Below are 16,921 nucleotides of genomic sequence, written 5' to 3'. Positions count from 1 at the left end.
CGCCACGCCGGCGCCGCGCCGGGCTGCCGTAGCTCAGGGGTAGAGCACTCCCTTGGTAAGGGAGAGGCCGAGAGTTCGAATCTCTCCGGCAGCACCATGAAGATAAGGTATTCAGAGGGCAGGGGAAACGTCGCGGCGCGGCCGCTGTTCAACGCCGGGCCAGTTCGCCGCAGGCCGGCCGGGATGGTCCAGCGGTCCGTTGCTGGCAGTGCATGGGCCCCGGGCAGCGCGACGGGCAAAGTCTCCCGGTCGAAACTGCCGACCTTGTGTTGACGCGCGGGCGGCTTGACAGCCGCGCCGCGACGCGTAAGACGAAGGCTTTCAGGAATTCCGCGGGTGACGAGCGCACCCGGTGCAGGAGAGCGAGCATGGCCAAACCGACCACGATCAAGATCCGCCTCAACTCCACCGCGGGCACGGGGCATTTCTACGTCACGAAGAAGAACGCGCGCACGATGACCGAGAAGATGACCATCCGGAAATTCGACCCGGTCGCGCGCAAGCACGTCGAGTACAAGGAAGGCAAGATCAAGTGATCTGAGCCTGAGCCTGAGGCTCTATGCGGAGGGGCCACGCCGGCGGCGTGGCCTTTCGTTTTCGGGCCTCCGCGGATCGGACAGCGCGATGCCGAAGGAAGGACACTACGTCACCCGCACCGGCTGGCTGCGTGCGGCCGTGCTCGGGGCGAACGACGGGATCGTTTCGACCTCAAGCCTGCTCGTGGGGGTGCTCGCGGCGGGGATGGAGCGGCCCGCGGTGCTTCTGACGGGGCTCGCGGCGCTGGTCGCCGGTGCCTTCTCGATGGCCTCGGGCGAATACGTGTCGGTCGCCGCGCAGGCCGACTCGGAGGCGGCCGATCTGGAGCGGGAGCGCCGCGCGCTCGAGGAGGATCCGGACTACGAGCTGGACGAGCTGACGTCGGGCCTCGTGGGGCGCGGCGTGTCCCACCCTCTCGCGCGGGCGGCGGCGCAGGAGATGACGGCCCACGACGCGCTCGACGCTCACGCCCGCGAGGAGCTTGGCCTCACCGAGACCGGCGCGGCCGTGCCGATGCAGGCCGCGCTCGCCTCCGCGGCGGCCTTCGCGACCGGCGCGGCGCTTCCGCTCGCGGGGGCGGCCTTCGGCCCGGCGGGGCCGGCGGGGGTCGTGCCGGTTGCAGCCCTCTCGCTGGCCGCCCTCGCGGGGCTTGGCCTTGCGGGCGCGCGGCTCGGGGGAGCGCCGGCGCGGCGCGCCATGGCGCGGGCGCTCCTCTGGGGCGGCGCGGCGATGGGGGCGACGGCCGTCGTCGGACGGCTCTTCGAGGTGGCCGCCTGAGCCGGTCGCAAGAAAAGGGCCGACCCACCGGGCCGGCCCCTCATGTCTCGTCCGGTCGGGCCGGTTACTGTTCCTGGCCCATGAACATCAGCAGGAACTGGAACATGTTCAGGAAGCTGATGTAGAGCGCCAGCGCACCGTCGTAGGCGGCCTTGTCCAGCCATTCCTGATCGTTGTGCTGCGCATGGGCGACATAGGTGCTCTTGATTTCCTGCGTGTGGAAGGCCGTCAGGCCCGCGAAGACGAGGATGCCGATGATCGAGATCGCGAACATCATCGCCGGCGACTGCAGGAAGATGTTGATGATCATCGCCACGATCAGGCCGATCACGCCCATCAGCAGGAAGGTGCCCATCCCGCTGAGGTCCTTCTTCGTGGTGTAGCCCCAGAGCGAGAGGCCGGCGAAGGCGATCGCCGTGACGAGGAAGGTCTGCGCGATCGAATAGGGCGTGAAGATCAGGAAGATCGAACTCAGCGAGACGCCGATCGCGACGGCGAAGGCGAAAAAGCCGAGCTGCACCATCGCCGCGGAGGCGCGGCGCAGAAGCTGCCCCCAGCCGAAGAAGATGAAGGCCAGCGGCAGCAGCATGATGACCCAGCGCAGCGGCGAGGTATAGATCGCCGCGCCGAGCGCGTTCAGGTATTCGCCGCTGGGCAGCTGGGCTGCCGCCTGGCTCGGGTCGGGGGTCGTGGCGAGGCCCGAAATCGCCCAGGCCGCGCCTGCCGTGATCAGCATGCCTACGGACATCGTGCCGTAGACCTTGTTCATGTGGGCGCGCAGCCCCTGATCCATCTCGGCGCTGCGGGTGCCCGCGGCGGTCGTCCGGATCGTTTCGTATTCAGCCATCTGTCGTCCAGCCTCCGACTGTAATCCCTGTTGTTCGCCCCTGTAAGACCGCCCCGCGCACGGGCCGGCCCCGGGGGAACCATCCGTAGATTGTTATATTGGGGAGCGGGGCGCGCAAATCAAGGTTTTCCGGTCGGGCATGGGGGCGCCATTCGACGCGGCGCCCTCACCGCGGGCGGATCACCACCTTGCCGGTCGAGCGCCGCTCGCGCAGGAGGGTCAGCCCCTCCTCCACCCGCTCGAGCGGCAGGACATGGCTCACGTGCGGTGCGAGGTGCCCCTCGCCGTGCCAGCGCATGAGCTCGGCGAGGCTCTCCCGGACGACCCCGGGGCGGAAGTGCAGGTAGCCGCCCCAGTAGATGCCCATGACCGTGAGGTTCTTCACGAGGAGATGATTCGCCTTGATCCGGGGCACCTCGCCACTGGCGAAGCCGATGGACAGCAGCCGCGCCTCGGGACGGCAGGCCCGGAAGGCCGCCTCGAAGAGCGGCCCGCCGACGGGGTCGTAGACGACATCCGCGCCTCCCAGCGCGCGGACATCGTCGCGCAGTGTCTCCGGATCGGCCGGGACGAGGTGATGGGCGCCCGCGCGCCGCGCGACCTCCAGCTTTTCCGCACCGCGCGCGCAGGCGATGACCTCCGCGCCCATGGCGCGCCCGATCTCGACCGCCGTGAGCCCGACGCCGCCCGCAGCGCCGAGCACCAGCAGCCGCTCGCCGGGGGCGAGGCGCGCGCGGTGGGACAGGGCGACGTGGCTCGTGCCATAGGCGATCTGGAACGCGGCGCCGGCGACAGCATCCATCGAGTCGGGCAGCGTCACGGCGCGTTCGGCCGGGAAACACCCGTACTCGGCGAGGCCGCCGTGCCCGCCGAAGACGGCGACCCGCGTGCCCGGCACGGGCGTCGTCACGCCGGGGCCCGTCGCCTCGACCGTGCCGGCCACTTCCATTCCGAGGGTGAAGGGCGCCTCCGGCATCTCCTGATACTGCCCCTCGAGAATCAGCAGATCGGCGAAGTTGAGCCCACACGCCTCGATCCGCACCAGCAGTTCCCCCGCGCGGGGCGAGGGACACGGGATCTCGGAAAGCGCCGCGGCAGCGCCCGGCGCGGCGACGTGATAGGCGCGCATCTCTTCCCCCTCCTGCGGTGCACGACGAGATTGCCCCCGTGCCGGGAGGCCGCGCAAGGGCAGACGTCCTTGCGTTGCAGGCGGTTGACCTAACGGCATGCGGCCATGCGCCGCGGGTTTCCTTACCACTCTGAATAGAGATTTGTTACATTCGTGCTGCCGTCGGGGCACGTCGGCCTTGCCCTGATGCGGGAGATGGGTAAGTTGCAGCCGCATTTCGCAGGGTGTCGCGGCTGTACGGTCTGGCGGTCAGTCGGACGATACTGAGACACATTGATGTGCTGATTGTTAAAGCGCGGCGCGTATCCTCTGAACCGGTGCGGTCGTGCGAGGACAGGGGGACCATGACACATCCGGTGGACGAGCATGTCGGAAAACGTATCCGTCAACGGCGCTGGCTTATCGGCGTGACGCAGCAGCAGCTGGCCGAGCGGGTCGGCATCAAGTTTCAGCAGATTCAGAAATACGAGACCGGGGCGAACCGCGTCAGCGCCTCCCGCCTCTGGGATATCGCCGATGCGCTCGACGTGCCGGTGACCTTCTTCTTCGACGGCCTGCCCGCGCGGGACCGTGACGACGCCGGGCAGCGCGAAGACCGCGTCGACACGCTGTTCGACGACAAGGAGGCGCTCGACCTCGTGCGCTCCTATTACGCGATCCCGGAGAATCAGCGCCGTCGCCTCTTCGAACTCGCCCGCGTGCTCAGCCACGTTGCCTGATTCCGTGGCCGCCAGCGCCGCGGCGGGCGTGTCGCTCGCGCCGGAAGAGGCCGTGGCGCTCGCCGATCGGCTCGCCGACGCGGCGGGGCGGGCAATCCTGCCGTGGTTCCGGGCCGAGGCGCTCGGCACCACGGACAAGGGCGCGGGTGGCTTCGACCCGGTGACCGAGGCCGACCGCGCCGCCGAGACGGCGATGCGGGACATCCTCGACCGAGAGCGCCCCGAGGACGCCATCCTGGGCGAGGAGTTCGGCACGCGGGAGGGGCGCTCGGGCCTGACCTGGGTGCTCGACCCCATCGACGGCACGCGCGCCTTCCTCTGCGGCGCACCGACCTGGGGCGTGCTGATCGCGCTTTCGGGGCCGGAGGGGCCGCTCTACGGCGTCGTCGATCAGCCCTACACCGGCGAGCGTTTCCGCGGCGGCTTCGGGCGGGCGACGCTCGACGGCCCAAGGGGACACCGGGCGCTGCGCGTGCGCCGGTGCAGCACGCTTGCGGAGGCGACGCTCGCCACCACCTACCCGGAGGTCGGCACCGCCGCCGAGCAGACCGCCTTCGCGCGCGTCGCGCGGGAGGTGCGCCTGACCCGCTACGGCATGGATTGCTACGCCTACGCCATGCTCGCCGCGGGGCAGATCGACCTCGTGATCGAGGCGGGGCTCGCGCCCTACGACATCCAGGCGCCGCTCGCGCTGATCGAGGCGGCGGGCGGGATCGTCACCGACTGGCAGGGCGGGCCGGCGCATGGCGGCGGCCGTGTGCTCGCGGCCGCCGACCCGGAGCTGCACCGCGCGGCGCTGGAGCGGCTGGCCGGCTGAGCGTGCGCCGCCCCTGTCGCCCGGCCCGGGGCTGTCCTATGTTCCGCCGCAGCCTGACAGGACCCGCCCGATGACCGACGACGCCGATCAGATCGCGCCCGCGCCGGAGACCGGCGAGGAGGATGGCTACACCCTCGACCGGCGCCGCGTGAGCGCGGTGCTCTATGCACTCGACACGCAGGACCGGGCGCGGCTTCTCGAGACGCTGGACGCGCTGCACCCCGCCGACGTCGCCGACCTGATCGAGCAGATCAATCCCTACGACCGCCGCCGCTTCGTGGAGCTTGCCGGCGACTGGATCGGGGGCGAGGTGCTCTCCGAACTCGAGGAGGGGCTCAGGGCCGAAGTCATCGGGCTTCTGCAGCCGGAGGTGCTCCGCGAGGCGGTGCGCGCGCTCGACTCCGACGACGTGGTGGACCTGCTCGAGGACCTGGAGGCCGAGCAGAGGCGCACCATCCTCGGCGCGCTCTCGGCGCCCGACCGCCTCGCGGTGCAGAGCTCGCTCACCTATCCGGAGTATTCCGCCGGCCGCCTCATGCAGCGCGAGCTCGTCATGGCGCCGGAGCACTGGAGCGTCGGGCAGGCCATCGACCACATGCGCGAGCGCGAGGACCTGCCGAGCCAGTTCTACCATGTCGTCCTCGTGGACCCGGCGATGCGCCCTGTCGGCAACGTGACGCTGGGGCGCATCATGTCCTCGCGCCGGGAGGTCGCACTCTCCGAACTGGTCGAGGAGGCCTTCCGCGTCTTTCCCGCGACCGAGAGCGAGACGGACGTCGCCTACGCCTTCAACCAGTATCACCTGATCTCGGCGCCCGTGGTGGACGAGGGCGGGCGGCTCGTCGGCGTCATCACCATCGACGACGCGATGGGCGTGCTCGACGAGGAGCACGAGGAGGACCTCCTCCGCCTCGGCGGCGTGACCGAGGAATCGCGGCTCACCGACACCGTGCTGCAGGCCGCGCGCGGGCGGGCGACATGGCTTTTCGTGAACCTGCTGACGGCGATCTTCGCCTCGGTGGTGATCGACGCCTTCGCCGACACGATCGACCAGATGGTCGCGCTCGCCGTGCTGATGCCGATCGTGGCCTCGATGGGCGGCAACGCGGGCACGCAGACCATGACGGTCGCGGTGCGCGCCATCGCCACGCGCGACCTGACCGCGCAGAACGCGCTGCGCGTCGCCGCGCGGGAGGTGGCGGTGGGCGGGCTGAACGGTGCGCTCTTCGGGCTCGTCATGGCGGGCGTCGCCGCGGTCTGGTTCGGGGTGCCGCTGCTGGCCGCGGTGATCGCGGTGGCGATGCTGCTCACCCAGCTCGCCGCGGCGCTCGGCGGCATCGCCATCCCGATCCTGCTCGACCGGTTGCGCATCGACCCGGCGCTGGCCTCCGGCCCCTTCGTGACCACGGTGACCGACGTCGTGGGCTTCTTCACCTTCCTCGGACTGGCCAGCATGGTGATCCTGTGACCGACCTGGGCGAGGCCAAGCGCGCCGCCCGGCAGGCGGCCTTCGCCCGGCGCAAGGCGGCGCATGCCGCGCGGCCCGGCGCGCCCGCGCGTCTTCTGAGCGGGGTGCTCGCGGCGCATTGCGGCCGGCCGCTCGCCGGCTACCTGCCGATCCGCTCTGAGATCGACCCGCGCCCGGCGATGGCCGAGGCGGCGCGCCACGGCCCCGTCGGCGTGCCCGTGATCCGGGCGAAGGGTGCGCCGCTCGTCTTCTCGCGCTGGACGCCCGAGGGCGCGCTGGTCCCCGGTCCCTTCGGCGCGGCGGTGCCGGAGACGGAGGACCTGATGGAGCCCGAGGTGCTGATCGTGCCGCTCGTCGCCTTCGACCGGACGGGCGCACGGCTCGGCTACGGCGGGGGCTTCTACGACCGCACGCTTGCAGGCTTGCGCGCGCGAAAGCCCTTGACGGCCATCGGCTTCGCCTACGCCGCGCAGGAGGCCGAGGCGCTCCCGCGGGAGGAGACGGACGCGCCCCTCGACATGATCGTGACCGAGCGCGAGGTGCTGACCTTCTGACCCCGCGCCCGGTTGCGCCTCACGCCAGCATGGCCAGCGGGTTCTCGAGGTGCGCCACGATCGCGGCGAGGAGCTGCGCCCCCAGCGCCCCGTCGATGACCCGGTGATCGACCGAGAGCGTCATCGACATCACCGTGGCCGTGCCGAGGGTGCCGTCCTCCTGCACCACCGGCTGTGTCACGCCCGCGCCGACGGCGAGGATCGCGCCGTGCGGCGGGTTGATGACGGCGTCGAAATTCTCGATCCCGTACATGCCGAGGTTGGAGATGGCGAAGCTGCCGCCGACGTATTCGTGCGGCGCGAGCTTGCGGTCGCGGGCGCGCGTGGCGAGATCCTTCATCTCCGCCGAGAGTGCCGAGAGCGACTTCTGGTGCGCGTCCTTCAGCACCGGCGTGAAGAGCCCGCCGTCGACCGCCACCGCCACGGCGACGTCGGAGGGCGTGAGCCGCAGGATGCGGTCGCCCGCCCAGACCGCGTTGGCGTCGGGCACCTCCTGCAGCGCGAGCGCCGAGGCCTTGATGATGAAGTCGTTGACCGAGAGCTTGACGCCCCGCGCCTCGAGCTTGGCGTTGAGCTCCTTGCGCAGCGCGAGCAGCGGGTCGAGCGTGACCGACCGGCGCAGGTAGAAATGCGGGATCGTCTGCTTGGCCTCGGTCAGCCGTGCGGCCACCGTGCGGCGCATCCCGTCGAGGGTGACCTCCTCGGTCTCGCGGCCCTCGTACATCTTCCTGACCTGCTCCGCCGTTGGGCCGGCCGGCATGGCCGCCGCCGCTTGCGCGGGGGCAGGGGCGGGCGCCGCCTCGGCCGGCGCCGCTTCCGCCGCCTGTGCGGGGGCGCGCTCGGCGGCGGCCTCCACGTCGGCGCGCACGATGCGCCCGCGCGGGCCGGAGCCCGTCACCTGCGCAAGGTCCACGCCCGTCGCGGCCGCGATGCGCCGCGCGAGCGGGGAGGCGAGGATGCGGTTGCCCTGCGCGTCGGCGGGGGCGGGCGGCGCGGTGCCCTCCGGCACCTCCTTCGCCTGCGGCGCGGGGGCGCGGCGGTCGCCCTGCGCGGGTTCGGCCTCGGCCTGCGCGGAGGCCGGGGCAGGGGCCGTCGCCGCGGCCGTCCCCGACGCGGGCGCTGCGGCCGGCGCCGCCTCGAGGTCCGCCGCGCTCTCGCCCTCGTCGAGGATCAGCGCGATCGGCGTGTTGACCTTCACGCCGTCGGTGCCCTCGCCGACCAGAAGCTTGCCGATGGTGCCCTCGTCGACCGCCTCGAACTCCATCGTGGCCTTGTCGGTCTCGATCTCCGCCAGGAGATCGCCGGCGTTCACCGTGTCGCCTTCCTTGACGAGCCACCGGGCGAGGCGGCCCTCCTCCATCGTCGGCGAGAGGGCGGGCATCAGGATTTCCGTGGACATGCGCTGCGCTCCCTCAGCGGTAGGTGACCTTGCGCACGGCCTCCACCACCTCGTCGGTGGTCACGAGCGCCATGCGTTCGAGATTGGCGGCGTAGGGCATGGGCACGTCCTTGCCGGTCACGTTGACCACCGGCGCGTCGAGCCAGTCGAAGGCGTGCTCCATCAGCACCGCGGAGATGTGGTTGCCGACCGAACCCTGCGGCCAGCCCTCCTCGACGGTGACGCAGCGGTTGGTCTTCTTCACGCTCTCGATCACCGTCTCGCGGTCCATCGGGCGCAGCGTGCGCAGGTCGATCACCTCCGCCGCGACGCCGTCCTCGGCCAGCCGGTCGGCGGCCTCGAGCGCGTAGGTCATGCCGATGCCGAAGCTCACGATCGTCACGTCGCCCCCCTCGCGCCAGACGCGGGCCTTCCCGAAGGGCACGGTCCAGTCGTCGAGCGCCGGCACGTCGAAGGACTTGCCGTAGAGGATCTCGTTCTCGAGGAAGATCACCGGGTTCGGATCGCGGATCGCGGATTTCAGCAGGCCCTTGGCGTCGTCGGCGGCGTAGGGCTGCACGACCTTGAGCCCGGGGATCTGCGAATACCACGCGGCATAGTCCTGGCTGTGCTGCGCGGCGACGCGGGCGGCGGCGCCGTTCGGGCCGCGGAAGACCATCGGGCAGCCCATCTGCCCGCCGGACATGTAGAGCGTCTTGGCGGCGGAGTTGATGATCTGGTCGATCGCCTGCATGGCGAAGTTCCAGGTCATGAACTCCACGACCGGGCGCAGGCCGCCGAAGGCCGCGCCGACGCCGAGGCCGGCGAAGCCGTGCTCGGTGATCGGCGTGTCGATCACGCGGCGCGCGCCGAACTCGTCCAGAAGGCCCTGCGTGATCTTGTAGGCGCCCTCGTATTCCGCGACCTCCTCGCCCATGACGAAGACCGTGTCGTCGCCGCGCATCTCCTCGGCCATGGCGTCGCGCAGCGCCTCGCGCACGGTCTGCTGGCGCATCTCGGTGCCGGCGGGCACCTCCGGCTCGCGCGTTCTCGCGGGCGCGGCAGGCGCAGCAGGGGCCGCGGGTTCGGCCGGTGCGGCGGGGGCTGGGGCAGGGGCAGGGGCCTCGGCTGTGGCGTCGGCGCCGTTTCCCCTGGGCGCCGCGACGTCCTCGGCGGCCTCGCCCTCTTCGGCGAGCATGGCGATTGGGGTGTTGACCTTCACCCCGTCGGTGCCCTCCGTGACGAGGATCTTGGCGACCGTGCCCTCGTCGACGGCCTCGAACTCCATCGTCGCCTTGTCGGTCTCGATCTCGGCGAGGATGTCGCCGGCGGAGACGGTATCGCCTTCCTTGACCAGCCACTTGGCGAGCTTGCCCTCCTCCATGGTGGGGGAGAGGGCGGGCATCAGGATCTCGGTGCTCATGCGCTTGGTCTCCCTCAGGCGGTCTGCGGCGTCACGTCGGCGTAGACGTCGGTCCAGAGCTCGGAGGGATCGGGCTCCGGGCTCTCGCGGGCGAAATCGGCGGCTCCGTTGACGATCTCCTTGATCTCCTTGTCGATCGCCTTGAGGTCGTCCTCGGCGACACCGGACTCGATCAGGCGCTCGCGCACCTGCTCGATCGCGTCACGCTCCTCGCGCATCTTCTGCACCTCCTCGCGGGTGCGGTACTTCGCGGGATCGGACATCGAGTGCCCGCGGTAGCGATAGGTCATCATCTCGAGGATGTAGGGGCCCTTGCCCGCGCGCACGTGCTTGACGGCCTTCTCTCCGGCGGCCTTCACCGCCAGCACGTCCATGCCGTCCACCGCCTCGCCCTTGATGCCGTAGGCCGCGCCGCGCTCCCAGAAATCCGGGGACTTGGTGGCGCGCTTGACGCTCGTGCCCATGGCGTACTGGTTGTTCTCGATCACGAAGATCACCGGCAGCATCCAGAGTTCGGCCATGTTGTAGGTCTCGGCCACCTGGCCCTGGTTCGCGGCGCCGTCGCCGAAATACGTGAAGGTCACCCGGTCGTTGCCCTTGTAGAGGTCGGAAAAGGCGAGGCCCGCGCCGATCGGCACGTTGGCGCCGACGATGCCGTGGCCGCCGTAGAAGTGCTTCTCGCGCGAGAACATGTGCATCGAGCCGCCCTTGCCGCGCGAGAAGCCGCCTTCGCGGCCCGTGAGCTCCGCCATCACACCCTTGGGATCCATGCCGCAGGCGAGCATGTGGCCGTGGTCGCGGTAGGCGGTGACGCGCTTGTCGCCCTCCTCGGCGCAGGCCTCCAGCCCGACGACGACGGCCTCCTGGCCGATGTAGAGGTGGCAGAAGCCCCCGATCAGCCCCATGCCGTAAAGCTGGCCCGCCTTTTCCTCGAAGCGGCGGATGAGCAGCATGTCGCGGTAGTACCGTGTCAGCTCCTGGTCCGTGGCGGCCGTTTTCCTGGTCTGTCTGCGTGTGGCCATGCAGGTCTCCTCCGCGGGTCGGCGGCAATAGTTTAGCGCTAAACCATCCCTTAGCGAATTTTTCGGACGGTTGCGAGAGGGAAGCGCAGGCGGCGTGACGCCGGCCCGGCGGCGCCGCGAATCGGCACTGCGCATCGGGGCGGCGGGCGCGGTGCCGGCGGCGACGGCGGCGTCCCGTGGCCTTTCTTTCCGCAGCGGAAGCAGGAACCTGACCGGAATCTTCGGGCGAGGCGGTTGATTTTTGCGGGCTTTCGTAGCACGAACACGACATCGCTGGCCGGAAAACGACACCGGCCGGCGGAGGATGAGGGAGGCCGATCCGCAATGACGCATCGGCCCGGCATGTCGTTTTGCCGTTCCCCGGTCCTTTGAACCCACCCAAGCGAACAAGAGCGAGGTCGCTTCATGAAACATCTTTCCAAGCTGGCCCTGGTTTCGGCCATGGCTGTGCCGGCTGCCGCCCACGCACAGGACAGCTGCGGCGAGGTCTCCATCGCGCAGATGAACTGGGCCGCCGCGAACGTCACCACCGAGATCGCGCAGTTCCTGCTCGAGCAGGGCTACGGCTGCGACGTGTCGCTCGTGCCGTCCGACACCATTCCGGCCGTCACCTCCGTGTCGGAGAACGGCGAGCCGGACATCGTCACCAACCTCTGGCTGAACTCGGCGGGCGACGCCTACCGCAAGCTCGAGGAAGGCGGCACGATGGAGCGCGTCGCAAACGTGCTCGAGCCCGGCGGCGTCGAGGGCTGGTGGATCCCCACCTACCTCGCGGAGGAGCATCCGGAGCTGACGACCATCGAGGGCGTGATGGAGAACCCCGAGCTGGTCGGCGGAACCTTCAACAACTGCCCCGACGGCTGGGGCTGCCGCGTCGTTTCCGACAACCTGGTCGAGGCGCTCGACCTCGAGGAGGCGGGTCTCGAGGTCTTCAACCACGGCTCGGGCGAGACGCTGGCAAGCTCGATGGGCTCGGCGGTCGAGGACGGAGAACCGTGGTTCGGCTACTACTGGGGCCCGACCGTGCCGATGGGCAAGTACGACATGACCCGCGTCGATCTGGGCGAGGTCGATGAAGAGGTGCACGGCCGCAACCAGAACCCCGACACCGACAACCCGGGCGTCTCGGACTTCCCGTCGGCACCGATCCTGACCTCGGTGACCACCGACTTCGCCGAAAGCAACCCCGAGGTGACCGAGTTCCTCTCGAACATGAGCTTCGAGACCAACACGATGAGCGGCCTGCTCGCGTGGCAGGACGAGAACAACGCCTCGGCCGACGAGGTCGCGGCCTACTTCCTGCAGAACCATCAGGACGTCTGGTCGGACTGGCTGAACGACGAGGCACGCGAGAATCTCGCCAACCTGCTCGATCAGGGCTAAGCTCTCGCAACGGTGACGCAGGCGGGGCCCGGACACCGGGCCTCGCCTTTCCGTATAGGCAGACGGCCGTCGCGCATGGCCGGGAGGTAACAAGAATGGCAACATACGACTGGCTTTTCAGCAGCCTCGGCCTCGACGGCTGGTGCGGTGCGTCCGGCGGCAGTGCGCCGACGTCGTTGTCCGACCTTGCCGGTCAGTCCCGCGGCGGCGAGGCGGCGGCGCCCACGATCTGGGAGCTTCCGTTCCCCTCGATGGACGCGCTCAACGACTCGTGCCAGGCCTTTCCGCAATCGCGGGAGCTCACGCTGGGGCTCGAGCGCGGCTTTCTCAACGTGAAGGACGCCTTGTCCTTCGTGCTCGACCCGATCACCCAGCCGCTCTCCTGGGCGCTGGACTCGGCGCTTTACGGCATTCTGAACACGCCGTGGTGGATCGTCATACCGATCCTGCTGGCGATCACCTGGCTCGTCTCGCGCTCCTGGGGGCTGCTGGCCTTCGTGGCAGTGTCGATCCTCGGGCTCGCCTTCATCGACCACTACGCCTACGCGATGCAGACGCTGGCGATCATCTTCGTCTGCGCGGCGATATGCGTGGCGATCGGCGTGCCCATCGGCATCGCCATGTCCCGGTCCGACAGCATGCAGAACGCGACGATCCCGGTCCTAGACATGCTGCAGACGCTGCCGCCCTTCGTCTACCTGATCCCGCTGATCTTCCTGTTCAGCGTGACCGAGCCGAAGCTCTACGGAATCGCCATCATCCTCTACGCAATCGTGCCGGTGATCCGTCTGACCAACCTCGGCATCCGCATGGTGGACAAGAGCGTGATCGAGGCGGCCGACGCCTTCGGCATGACCGACCGGCAGAAGCTCTTCGGCGTGCAGGTGCCGCTCGCGCTGCCGAACATCATGGCCGGCGTGAACCAGACGATCATGATGAGCCTCGCCATGGTGGTGATCGCCTCGCTCGTCTCCGCCCCGGGTCTCGGCGTGCTGGTGCTGCGCGGCATCCGCAATCTCGAGCTGGGCGTCGGGCTGGTGGCCGGTCTCGGCATCGTGCTGCTCGCGGTGATCCTCGACCGCACGACCAAGGCGTCGCTGGCGCGCATCAACGCCACCCACAAGGCCTGAGGAGGCGGACATGCGAAACGATCGCCACACGAAGACCACCAAGGTCGAGATCAAGAATCTCTACAAGATCTTCGGCGCCCAGCCGGAGGAGATGCTGCCCTACGTCCGGGACGGCATGACCAAGGCCGAGCTGATGGAGACCCATCAGCACGTCCTCGGCCTCAACGACATCAACGTCGAGGTGAAGGAGGGGGACATCACCGTGATGATGGGCCTCTCCGGCTCCGGCAAGTCGACGCTGATCCGGCATCTCAACCGCCTGATCGACCCGACGGCGGGCGAGGTGCGCGTCGACGGCGAGGACATCCTCGCCTACGACGAGGATCAGCTCCGCGAGCTTCGCCGTCACAAGATGTCGATGGTCTTCCAGAACTTCGCGCTGCTGCCGCACCGCACGGTTCTGGATAACACCGCCATGGCGCTGACGGTGCGGGGTCATCAGCGGGCCGACTACGAGGATGACGCGCGGGCCTGGCTGGCGCGCGTGGGCCTCGGCGGCAGCGAGGATCAGTATCCCCATCAGCTCTCGGGCGGCATGCAGCAGCGCGTGGGGCTCGCGCGCGCGCTCGCGTCGAATGCCCCGATCATGCTCATGGACGAGGCCTTCTCCGCGCTCGACCCGCTGATCCGCACCGACATGCAGGACCTGCTTCTGGAGCTGCAGGAGGAACTCTCGAAGACGGTGATCTTCATCAGCCACGACCTCGACGAGGCGCTGAAGCTCGCCGATCACCTCGTGATCCTCAAGGACGGCTACGTCGTCCAGCAGGACGAGCCGCAGAAGATTCTTCTTGAACCGGCAGACGATTACATCGTGGACTTCATCTCCGACATCAACCGCGCGCGCGTTCTCCGCGTGCGCTCGGTGATGCGCGGCCCGAGCGAGGGGCGCGGCACCGTGACCGGCGAGATCGGGCCGGAGGAGACGCTGGAGAACGTGATCGCCAAATCCGGCGGCGAGCCGTCGGCGAGCTTCGTCGTCGTGCAGGACGGCCGGCAGGTCGGCGTGCTCGACATGGACGATCTCATGCGGGCCCTCGTGCCGACCGGCGCGTCCGAAAGCGGCATGCGCAGCCGCCGCGCCAGCGCCTGAGCCCCGGATCGGCCCGGGCCGCGCGCGGGCCGAGCCGAGGCGAGCGGGTCGCGCGACGCGTGTCGTCGCCCCGGGGCGACTCCACAACCCGCTCGCGCCGGTGCAGGATGCGACGAGGGGAAGTCGGAGTCATACCATGGTGTTCGAGGTCTTCGCCGTCACCGCGGCGTTCGTGTGCGGTCTGGCCGTTCGACCACTCGGGCTTCCACCGCTCGTCGGGTTCCTCGCGGCGGGCTTCCTGATCAATGCGTTCGGTCCGCGCCTCGGGATGCCGGAGACGACGGGCCCGATCCTCGAGCACCTCGCCGATCTGGGCGTGCTGCTCCTGCTCTTCACGGTCGGGCTGAAGCTCAAGCTCCGGCAGATCGCCGAGCCGCACGTGGTGGGCAGCGCGCTGGCGCATTTCACGCTGTCGGTGGCGGTCTTCACGCCCATCGCGTGGCTCTTCTTCGCCGACGACTGGACTGTGGCGCTCCTCGTGGGGATCGCGCTCGCGTTCTCGTCGACCGTGCTCGCCGCCAAGATGCTCGAGGCCAAGCGCGAACTCGCCAACTTCCACGGGCGCAGCGCCATCGGCATCCTGATCGTGCAGGACATCATCGCGATCGTGGTGCTCGCGATCTTTTCCGGCAAGGTGCCGGAGCCCTGGGCGCTCCTGGTCTTCGCCACGCCGCTCCTGCGACCGGTGCTGCACCGGATCCTCGACCTTGCGGGACGCGACGAGGTCTTGGTGATCACGGGCATGGCGCTGAGCCTTGTCTTCGGCGGAGTCGGGTTCGAGGTCATCGGCCTCAAGGGCGAGATCGGGGCGCTGGTGATGGGGCTCCTGCTGTCCAATCACCCCCGCGCGCAGGAGCTGTCGGACTCGCTCTGGGCGCTGAAGGAAGTGTTCCTCGTCGGCTTCTTCCTCTCCATCGGGATGTCGGGACTGCCGGACTGGGACGCGCTCGTCTTCGCGGTTCTGCTGGGACTGATGCTGCCGCTCAAGGGGGTTGGCTTCTTCTTCCTGCTGATCGCCTTCCGGCTGCGGGCGCGCAGCGCCTTCCTCACCGCGCTGTCGCTCACCGCCTACAGCGAGTTCGGGCTGATCGTCGCGGCCGGTATCCCCATGGCCGAGCCCTTCCTCGTGCCACTCGCCATCGCGGTTTCGATCTCCTTCGTGGTCGCCGCACCGCTCAACCGCGCCGCGCATCCGCTCTTCGAGCGCTACGCGACGCGGCTGCAACCCTTCCAGCGCGCGACGCGCCACCCCGACGAACAGCCGAGCGATCTCGGCGATGCGGACGTTCTGGTCTTCGGGATGGGGCGCACCGGCTCGGCCGCCTACGAGGCGCTGGCAGAGGAGGGCTGGCGGCCCGTCGGCCTCGACGCCGACACCTACAAGGCGAAGACCCACGCCGAGGCCGGCCGACGCGTGATCTTCGCCGACGCCGAGGACAGCAATTTCTGGAGCGGCGTTCGCCTCGACGGCATCCGTGCCGCCGTGCTCGCGATGGACGACATCGAGGCGAAGCTCATCTCCGCGCGCACGCTCCGCGCCCGCGGCTTCGAGGGGCCGATCGTCGCGCATGCGCTCTACGAGGACGACGTGGCCAAGATCACCGAGGCCGGCGCGGACGAGACCCACTACACCATGCGCGAGGCCGGCCGAAGCCTGGCGCGCAACGCGTCCGAGGCGCTCCGCCCCGCCATGCACGCGTGACGCCGGCGGCAGAATTTTGTGTCAGGCACTGCGTAAAGAGATTATATCCCAAGGCGCAATCCCGAAAACGTGAGCGCCCGATGCCGACCCTCGCCCCTGCGACCTCCACCCCGCCACCGGCTCCGTCCGAGATTGCGCGCCGCCGTGTGGTCCGGGGCGGCGCGTGATGGAGGCGCTGATCCAGTCCCCCTTCGCGGAGGTGGCGGTCCTCCTTGTCATGGCGGCGGTCATCGGGCTTTTTGGCATCCTTCTGCGTCAGCCGCTGATCGTGAGCTTCATCGCCGTGGGGCTGATCGCGGGGCCCTCGGCGCTCGACGTGGTGCGCTCGGACGCGCAGATCGACCTGCTGTCGGAGCTCGGGATCGCTGTGCTTCTGTTCCTCGTCGGCATCAAGCTCGACGTGAAGCTTATCCGCTCTCTCGGGAAGGTCGCGGTCCTGACCGGGCTCGGGCAGGTCGCCTTCACGTCGTTTTTCGGCTATCTGATCGGGCTCGCGCTCGGCCTCGGCCAGGTCACGAGCCTCTACGTCGCCGTCGCGCTCACTTTTTCCTCCACGATCATTATCGTGAAGCTTCTCTCCGACAAGCGCGAGATCGACGCGCTGCACGGGCAGATCGCGCTCGGCTTCCTGATCGTTCAGGATCTCGTCGTCGTCCTCGCCATGATCACGCTGTCGGCCATCGGCATCGGGGCCGCGGCGGAGGGGGGCCATGGCGGCGGCTCGATTCTCTCGGTGCTGGGTTCCGGGCTGGCGCTGGTGGCGCTCGTGGTTCTCTTCGTGCGCTACGTTGCCGATCCACTGACCGAGCGGCTGGCGCAGGCGCCCGAGCTTCTGGTGATCTCCGCCATCGCCATGGCGGCGATGTTTGCGGCGGCGGGCGACATCGTCGGCCTCGGCAAGGAGGTGGGCGGCCTGCTGGCCGGCGTCGCGCTCGCCTCGAC

16 protein-coding genes and 1 tRNA gene are annotated in these 16,921 nt (G+C 69.5%); 12 read left to right on the top strand and 5 right to left on the bottom strand.

Annotated elements, in window-relative coordinates:
* Positions 1-22 precede the first annotated feature (22 nt).
* From ACESL7_RS04290 to ACESL7_RS04280, 3 genes are all read left to right on the top strand, one after another.
* Positions 23-97, top strand: a tRNA-Thr gene (locus ACESL7_RS04290).
* 271 nt (positions 98-368) lie between these two features.
* Positions 369-536, top strand: a complete 168-nt coding sequence (gene rpmG, locus ACESL7_RS04285) for a 50S ribosomal protein L33 (RefSeq protein ID WP_005856346.1) — start codon at positions 369-371, stop codon at positions 534-536.
* Between the two features lie 88 nt (positions 537-624).
* On the top strand, positions 625-1,314 hold the full coding sequence (locus ACESL7_RS04280) for a VIT1/CCC1 transporter family protein (RefSeq protein ID WP_372891785.1): 690 nt from the start codon (positions 625-627) through the stop codon (positions 1,312-1,314).
* Between the two features lie 64 nt (positions 1,315-1,378).
* On the opposite strand, the gene ACESL7_RS04275 is transcribed toward ACESL7_RS04280, so the two are convergent.
* A complete protein-coding gene (locus ACESL7_RS04275) occupies positions 1,379-2,161 on the bottom strand; it encodes a Bax inhibitor-1/YccA family protein (RefSeq protein WP_372891783.1) in 783 nt (260 codons plus the stop codon).
* A 166-nt stretch (positions 2,162-2,327) separates the two neighbouring features.
* Positions 2,328-3,290: an NADPH:quinone oxidoreductase family protein gene (locus ACESL7_RS04270; protein WP_372891781.1), complete on the bottom strand. Its 963-nt coding sequence runs from the start codon at positions 3,288-3,290 to the stop codon at positions 2,328-2,330.
* Between the two features lie 344 nt (positions 3,291-3,634).
* Here ACESL7_RS04270 and ACESL7_RS04265 point away from each other — a divergent pair, with 344 nt between their 5' ends.
* From ACESL7_RS04265 to ACESL7_RS04250, 4 genes are all read left to right on the top strand, one after another.
* A complete protein-coding gene (locus ACESL7_RS04265; RefSeq protein ID WP_372891779.1) occupies positions 3,635-4,009 on the top strand; it encodes a helix-turn-helix domain-containing protein in 375 nt (124 codons plus the stop codon).
* 4 nt (positions 4,010-4,013) lie between these two features.
* On the top strand, positions 4,014-4,826 hold the full coding sequence (gene hisN, locus ACESL7_RS04260; RefSeq protein WP_372891777.1) for a histidinol-phosphatase: 813 nt from the start codon (positions 4,014-4,016) through the stop codon (positions 4,824-4,826).
* 70 nt (positions 4,827-4,896) lie between these two features.
* Positions 4,897-6,294, top strand: a complete 1,398-nt coding sequence (gene mgtE / locus ACESL7_RS04255) for a magnesium transporter (protein WP_372891775.1) — start codon at positions 4,897-4,899, stop codon at positions 6,292-6,294.
* Positions 6,291-6,848, top strand: a complete 558-nt coding sequence (locus tag ACESL7_RS04250; RefSeq protein WP_372891773.1) for a 5-formyltetrahydrofolate cyclo-ligase — start codon at positions 6,291-6,293, stop codon at positions 6,846-6,848. Before mgtE ends, ACESL7_RS04250 begins: the two co-directional genes overlap by 4 nt.
* 19 nt (positions 6,849-6,867) lie before the next feature.
* On the opposite strand, the gene ACESL7_RS04245 is transcribed toward ACESL7_RS04250, so the two are convergent.
* The 3 genes from ACESL7_RS04245 to pdhA are packed head-to-tail and all read right to left on the bottom strand — an operon-like array spanning position 6,868 to position 10,671.
* Entirely contained in the window at positions 6,868-8,247 is a 1,380-nt protein-coding gene (locus tag ACESL7_RS04245; RefSeq protein WP_372891771.1) for a pyruvate dehydrogenase complex dihydrolipoamide acetyltransferase, read from the bottom strand.
* A gap of 13 nt (positions 8,248-8,260) precedes the next feature.
* Positions 8,261-9,649, bottom strand: a complete 1,389-nt coding sequence (locus ACESL7_RS04240) for a pyruvate dehydrogenase complex E1 component subunit beta (protein WP_372891769.1) — start codon at positions 9,647-9,649, stop codon at positions 8,261-8,263.
* Between the two features lie 14 nt (positions 9,650-9,663).
* The gene (pdhA, locus tag ACESL7_RS04235; protein ID WP_372891767.1) at positions 9,664-10,671 is read right to left on the bottom strand and encodes a pyruvate dehydrogenase (acetyl-transferring) E1 component subunit alpha; all 1,008 of its coding nucleotides are present in this window, start codon (positions 10,669-10,671) and stop codon (positions 9,664-9,666) included.
* 405 nt (positions 10,672-11,076) lie between these two features.
* Here pdhA and ACESL7_RS04230 point away from each other — a divergent pair, with 405 nt between their 5' ends.
* The 5 genes from ACESL7_RS04230 to ACESL7_RS04210 all read left to right on the top strand — a co-directional run.
* On the top strand, positions 11,077-12,054 hold the full coding sequence (locus ACESL7_RS04230) for an ABC transporter substrate-binding protein (protein ID WP_372891765.1): 978 nt from the start codon (positions 11,077-11,079) through the stop codon (positions 12,052-12,054).
* Positions 12,055-12,149: 95 nt separating this feature from the next.
* Positions 12,150-13,184, top strand: coding sequence for an ABC transporter permease (locus tag ACESL7_RS04225; RefSeq protein WP_372891763.1), 1,035 nt, complete (start codon positions 12,150-12,152; stop codon positions 13,182-13,184).
* A gap of 10 nt (positions 13,185-13,194) precedes the next feature.
* Positions 13,195-14,277, top strand: a complete 1,083-nt coding sequence (locus tag ACESL7_RS04220; protein WP_372891761.1) for a quaternary amine ABC transporter ATP-binding protein — start codon at positions 13,195-13,197, stop codon at positions 14,275-14,277.
* A 136-nt stretch (positions 14,278-14,413) separates the two neighbouring features.
* The gene (locus ACESL7_RS04215) at positions 14,414-15,979 is read left to right on the top strand and encodes a cation:proton antiporter domain-containing protein (protein ID WP_372891759.1); all 1,566 of its coding nucleotides are present in this window, start codon (positions 14,414-14,416) and stop codon (positions 15,977-15,979) included.
* Between the two features lie 166 nt (positions 15,980-16,145).
* Positions 16,146-16,921 (top strand): cation:proton antiporter domain-containing protein (locus ACESL7_RS04210; RefSeq protein ID WP_372891757.1); only part of this gene is annotated, 776 nt, incomplete at its 3' end.

The sequence above is a fragment of the Rhodosalinus sp. genome, assembly GCF_041685465.1.
Classification (GTDB): Bacteria; Pseudomonadota; Alphaproteobacteria; order Rhodobacterales; family Rhodobacteraceae; genus Rhodosalinus.
The sequence above is the reverse complement of the archived record's forward strand: the minus strand, read 5'-3'. Positions and strand labels throughout refer to the sequence as shown.